5 protein-coding genes are annotated in these 5,812 nt (G+C 33.0%); 4 read left to right on the forward strand and 1 reads right to left on the reverse strand.

Annotation, left to right across the window (positions count from 1 at the left end):
- The first annotated feature begins 597 nt into the window (after positions 1-597).
- The 4 genes from LKE01_RS11280 (at position 598) to LKE01_RS11295 (ending at position 3,884) form a co-directional block, all read left to right on the forward strand.
- Positions 598-1,701 carry a replication initiator protein A gene (locus LKE01_RS11280; RefSeq protein WP_056982416.1) on the forward strand — a complete coding sequence of 368 codons (1,104 nt, stop codon included), beginning with the start codon at positions 598-600 and terminating at the stop codon, positions 1,699-1,701.
- 288 nt (positions 1,702-1,989) lie between these two features.
- Complete coding sequence (locus LKE01_RS11285; RefSeq protein WP_056982418.1) at positions 1,990-2,169, forward strand: hypothetical protein; 180 nt, start codon at positions 1,990-1,992, stop codon at positions 2,167-2,169.
- 410 nt (positions 2,170-2,579) lie between these two features.
- Entirely contained in the window at positions 2,580-3,407 is an 828-nt protein-coding gene (locus tag LKE01_RS11290; protein WP_056982420.1) for a DUF3800 domain-containing protein, read from the forward strand.
- A 15-nt stretch (positions 3,408-3,422) separates the two neighbouring features.
- Positions 3,423-3,884 (forward strand): type II toxin-antitoxin system PemK/MazF family toxin, encoded by a 462-nt coding sequence (locus LKE01_RS11295; protein WP_056982422.1) that lies wholly within the window; start codon positions 3,423-3,425, stop codon positions 3,882-3,884.
- 229 nt (positions 3,885-4,113) lie between these two features.
- Here LKE01_RS11295 and LKE01_RS11300 read toward each other — a convergent pair whose 3' ends face one another.
- On the reverse strand, positions 4,114-4,878 hold the full coding sequence (locus LKE01_RS11300) for a replication initiation protein (RefSeq protein ID WP_056982424.1): 765 nt from the start codon (positions 4,876-4,878) through the stop codon (positions 4,114-4,116).
- Positions 4,879-5,812: the final 934 nt, after the last annotated feature.

A 5,812-nucleotide genomic window follows, 5' to 3' on the forward strand; every position in this document is an offset into this window, starting at 1 on the left:
TCAAAGCTTAAACTCGTTGTCGTTCTTGTCGTTTTTTTAAAGCTAAGTATCAATTTATTAAATAGTCTATTTGCAAATTAAGGTTTACCGGTTAGTAAGCGCTATGCTAGACTATAGTTAATTTAACAATCAAATATTAAAAGATCAGGCTAATACTATAAAAGAGATCCCAATCCATTTGGGATTGAGATCTCCTTTATAGTATTAGCAAGTAGCTCATACCAGCTACTTAGATTCAGTCGATTTTTTCCGGGAAGTCAAAATCGACTGAAATATTGCTTTTAACTTTGTAGGATAATTATACCGCAGACCAGTCTATGAGGACAAGGCTCGGATAGTTAAAAAACAAAATTAAACTCAATGGACTAAGTAGCTAGTAGAAGCTGCCTAGTCCATTTTTATTTGTTGTTAGAAATTAAAAAAGTTGCCGATTAGGCAACCACACACGATCCATGCTGATGAATTACAAAGTTCTCACAACTAATGAACGCTTTGTAATTCATTTAAAGCATATCAGATTTGTATTTTAAGGCAAGTCAGATGTTTTAGCAACTCTCTTTTGAGCCAGCATGGGTCGAGTATAGAAAGGGAGTTTTTATAATGGAGCAAACAAATTTCAAGTTTTATCAAGCTGACAACGTTTATGGAGCCTTATTCTTTCAGTTTCCCAAAGTATTGATGTACGGCGAACAATATCGGTATTTAAGTAGTGAAGCCAAATTAGCCTATATGGTGCTGAAAGATCGGCTCGAGTATTCCTTACGCAATCACTGGGTTGATGAGGAAGACCACGTCTACTTTATTTTTACCAATCAAGAATTAATGGATCTATTCAATTGTTCAAAGGGAAAATTAGCCACCGTTAAGAAAGAACTCGAAAAAGCTGGCTTGCTTTATCAAAAAGCCATGCATTTTAATCCCAAAACAGGGAAAAATGAACCCAACCGACTTTACCTGGCCGAACTAGATATGCGATCAACGGACGTCTATTTACGCGGTGAATATGGCCAAAAAGAGCCGCAAACCCTTGCTACGAGCGAAAGTCTAAAAAATAGACCTTCGCGGGAGACCGTTGAAACCCTTGCTACGAGCGAAAGTCTAAAAAATAGACCTTCGCGAAAGTCCGTTGATGACACCCCGCAAACCCTTGCTACGAGCGAAAGTCTAAAAAATAGACACGATCTAGATAGAGAACCTAAAGAGAGAGATAAAGATAGATACAATATAGATACTCACCAGTTGGACTTTTCCACAGCTAATTACACACCAGCAGAAATTAACCAGCAAAACCACGATTTAGTTAGCCATGCCTATGACTTTTTAACCGATGCTGACACAGGTCAGCTCTTTTTAGAGCCGTCAGCTGTTCAACTTTTAAGCTTTTGGTGCCGAACACCACAACAAATGCGTCGGTTCATTGGCATTATCTTAAATGCTAAGTATGCCATTGAAAAAGCCCACAAAGACCTCGGCGTTTGGATTACTTTAGATGATCCCGAACTAAAACCTCTAATGACCAAGACGTTAAGACGCTACTTCAACGCCCTGAGAAGTAACGAGAAGCATATCAAGAACGTCGAGAACTACTTATACGGCACCATGCAAAATCTGTTTGGCATTTACTGGAACAAAAAAGCCAACGCTAAATATCAAGCTGAACATCCTGAAACAAGCAGCCAGCAAGTAGCCCCCTTTAATTAGCTCTAAAATCGTTTCTCAGCCGTTTTAACCGTGGGCTATATATTTATATTAAAATAGCGCTTGAATTGCCTATACGAACAAACAGCGGACAATTTTAGCCGGCTTAGCCAACTTGAATCAGCGGGCTAATCATTTTAAATGATCACTGCTAGACTAGTCTAGCTTAAAAATACGCTTAGCAGTCTCCAGGGGGAACTATGCTCTTTTTTAGCTACATGAATTAGCAAGAATAGACTTTTATATTGATTAAACTGAGTATGAGCAACTTGTTCTAGGAAGCGTGGCTTTATGAGCAAAAAAATTTGGATTGTTATTCTTCGTTATTTATTATCGATCGGTTTATTTGCTATTTATTATGCAGTGTTTGAAAATCAAAATCATGATTTGATTGAGACTGTTTTTGCTGTTGCTGTCGGTGTTGGGATTGCTACTTTTCCAGTTAAGAACGAGAATAAAGACAAGAAATAGTTTAGGAGATATATAAGCTTGATATGCTTATAAAAAGATACTTATCTGGCTATTTTTTTAGTGTATCTTATGTTGTTAATTATCTAGTTAAAATTAATAACGGCTCAGTGAGACCCATTATGGCTAAAGAGTGTGTTTAAAGCAGGCCTAGTAATGATACTAGAGAAAAGACACTAAAATTAGTGGTGGGTAATCAGCAGACCGAGTGGAACAAGGTCAATGCGCACTTATACTCCAAATAAATTGGAGTTACCTAACCCACACAAAAATACAAATATTTAATATATTTTTGTGATTCCACGACTGATTTAACTAAAGAAAACAATCCATCAAAATCTCTTTTTTTACCAATTAATTAGTAATACTATTAATTTTGAATAGAAAATTTAATTTTTAACCAGGAGGAATTTATGATAACTAAATTAAGAGATTCGCCCTTAACAATAGATGAATGGCCTAAGGATATTGATTATTTTATGGCCGTAGATGAATCTGGAACTTCAGAAATTAAAAGTGTGGAAAGAATGATAAAAAATTCTGATAATGATAATATCAATAAATGGTTTGTCCTGTCAGGAATAATTTTTAAAAAATCTTCAATGGAAATCATTCCAAATATAATAACTAAATTAAAAAAGAAGTACTGGAAAAATGGTGAATATTGTGGTGAAAGAGTAGTTTTTCATAGTAAAGAAATGCATCACAGACAAAATGCTTTTTCAAATAGTTGTATACCAGACTATAACTCTTTTAAAAAAGATTTATGTGAATCATTAGATCAAATTCCCTTTAGAATAATAACTATAGTAATAGATAAATATCAACATGTTTCAAAGAATTCAAACCCTTATAAAGTATATGAGTATGCCTTAGCTCTCTTACTAGAACGTTATTCATTTAACATAAGCCCTAATAAGAAGGGGGCAATGCTTTTTGAATCACGAAATGGTGGGGCTGACAAAGAACTTCTAGCAAAGGCTAATGACACATTTGAAAATGGGACTTATTATGTGAATGATTCCCATTTTGATCGTGTACATAATGGCATTTATTTTAACCCAAAGAGAACTTCCGATAATAAGAAATCCTATTTCATGTTAGAATTGGCTGATTTATTTGCTTACGCTACTTTACAACATTTTAGAAATAATGAAGATAGTGATATTTATTGTTGTATGAAAAAAAGATTAGTTGGTTATCCCTTTCCTGATGGAAAGGGGTTAAAATTAATTAATTAGATTGGAGAGCTGTATATGACACAAGAAAGTGAAAAAATAAAAAAAATGGAAATGTGGGAAAGAAGGCAAGAAAAGCTAGAAGAAAGATGCTTAACAGATGAAGAATATGTTTTACAACGTTATGCTTTTCGGGGATCTATTTATTTAGTAGAATTTGGAGAAAACATTGGAGTTGAAATTAGCAAAAAGCGTCCCGCATTAGTAGTATCAAAAAATCATTTTAATAAGTACTCAGGAAACGTTATTGTAGTCCCCTTAACCAAAAATCTAATAAAAGATGACAGTAAAAATCTTCCTAAATATCCACAGCATTATTTTATATATAAATCACGTTACCCTTTTCTAGATTTTGATTCATGTGCAGAGTGTGAACAGGTAAGGGCAATTTCAAAAATGAGAGTTCGAAAATTTCTAGGCAATTTAAGCCCTCATGATGTTTCTATCATCTCTAAAAAACTTAGTAAATTTATCTCTTGATTTAAAGATATTAAGCTGTTAGTATACAAGAAGAGTTAAGTATATGCTACTTTTGTAGCCAAATATGACAGTTCGTGTAGTACGAACGCCGTAATTTAATATTATGGTTTATGGGGAGTATTCCCTAATATATTTTATATAAAAAGGGCTTCTAACTTAGTTAGAAGCCCTTTTTATATATCTCTAAAGGACATTATGATAATGAATTCTGTTCTTGAATTTATGAATATCAAGCATTTTGAGAATGAATTGTAATCTCATAACCAATTATTCTTCGACCATTTTTAATACTTTTAACTAAGAACCAACATGATAGTTTATCACCGAGCTCTTTTGTTGCTACATCAATCACTCGTTGCTTAAAACGATTAGCGGGCCAACGTTTTTTATTTCCTAAGAACCAACCTTGCCAATCTTCCATTGAACCTTTAATAGTAACATTTAATTGATTACCCATTTTATTGGACTGCCATAGTTTCATCATTATCAAACTATATTTCGATTTAATATTAGCTAATTCACGTAATTTAAAAGAATAAAAATTCTTTCGTAGTTCATAAACATATGGCGCTGCAGACTGTCCAAAACGAAATTTAATTTTTCCGTCTTCATAAAAATCAATGCTATCAAATAATTGTGTCATTCGAATGCCTTGAGTACCGTCCTTACGTTGGATATGCAAATAAAGTGCGGTTCTTTCATTTAAAGCTTTAAAGGCCTCGCCAACTCGTTTGTAATTAGTTCCACTAACTGTCAATCCTAAGTGGTGGATAATATCAGATGCACTGGCAGTATATTCATCACTAGGATGACTATTTTGTGTTACAAAACTAAAGCAGTAATCTAAAACTTTATGCTGAAAAGAAGCTAAATTACCAAATGCTTTAGCAAGATCGTTCCCCTGTACAACTAAATAATCTTGTCTGGACAATAGATTATCCATAGCTTTATTAGCCTTAGAATTAATTTGATTTTTAGGAAGATTAATTGTCATATTTACCTCCATACATTTCATTTATAAAATAATACCACATTTTTCAATTAACGGGAAAATGTGGTACATTATTCGCATTTTTGCGTTATTTAACACCTTTTTTCATAAATAACTCTAAGTGAGTTTTTTTACAATTTTTGGTACAAGTCTCGCACTTTTTTGGTACAAGTGCTTCAAAGGATAAAAAGAACTATATCCTTACTAACACAAGGGGTTAGAGAGATTATCGCTGCTTTCTTTAAATACTTTCTACCATTAGTAGAAAGTATTTATAAATAATATTAATGTATGTTAATAAAGTACCTGATGCGCGCGCGAAGCTTTTTTGCTTCGTGAATACTTAAAATTTAAATGGGAAAAAGTAAGCAACTAATAACTACATTTAAAATTTCGACAATTTTAAAATACCAGTTTATAGCTCAAGCCTATTTTGATTAATATACTATCTAAAATTTTAAGCCTTTATATGCTTTATAAAGGCTCGTAATGCTTTATAAAGGTAATTTAATATAATTATACCGGAAGATATTTTTAGCACCTCTAAACGGCTACTAGAGGCATTTAGAGGAGAATTATAGTATTTAAAGTCATAAAGAGATTATCTAGTGATTGATAGCCAGTCTATATAAATCAATCAGACGTGACAATTATTCAGGGCATAACCTTTAAGAAAACGAATATATTCATTCTTTATAAAAACAAACTGAAAGATACAAAATTAAAGAAAAGAGAATAAATGCGCACTTACACATAGAATTTATTCTATGTTGTGCTAGACCCATTAAAAACCTGTATCAGAAGTCGCCGTTGGCGACAACAAAATCAAACTAATTTACCCAAAATCAATTTGGTTCAACATGTTTTCTGTACTTGCTTGATCCAAGCCTAAATAAGCTAAAGTCATGGCTTCACTTGAATGATTTAATAAGTGCAT

This window comes from Lentilactobacillus kefiri, from assembly GCF_007989105.1.
Lineage (GTDB): Bacteria > Bacillota > Bacilli > Lactobacillales > Lactobacillaceae > Lentilactobacillus > Lentilactobacillus kefiri.

What these genes read in the sequence shown, in the direction of transcription:
- LKE01_RS11285 (WP_056982418.1), top strand. Translation starts at nt 1,990, where the DNA reads ATGAGCAAAAAAATTTGGATTGTTATTCTTCGTTATTTATTATCGATC.
- LKE01_RS11290 (WP_056982420.1), top strand. Translation starts at nt 2,580, where the DNA reads ATGATAACTAAATTAAGAGATTCGCCCTTAACAATAGATGAATGGCCT.
- LKE01_RS11295 (WP_056982422.1), top strand. Translation starts at nt 3,423, where the DNA reads ATGACACAAGAAAGTGAAAAAATAAAAAAAATGGAAATGTGGGAAAGA.
- LKE01_RS11300 (WP_056982424.1), bottom strand. Translation starts at nt 4,878, where the DNA reads ATGACAATTAATCTTCCTAAAAATCAAATTAATTCTAAGGCTAATAAA.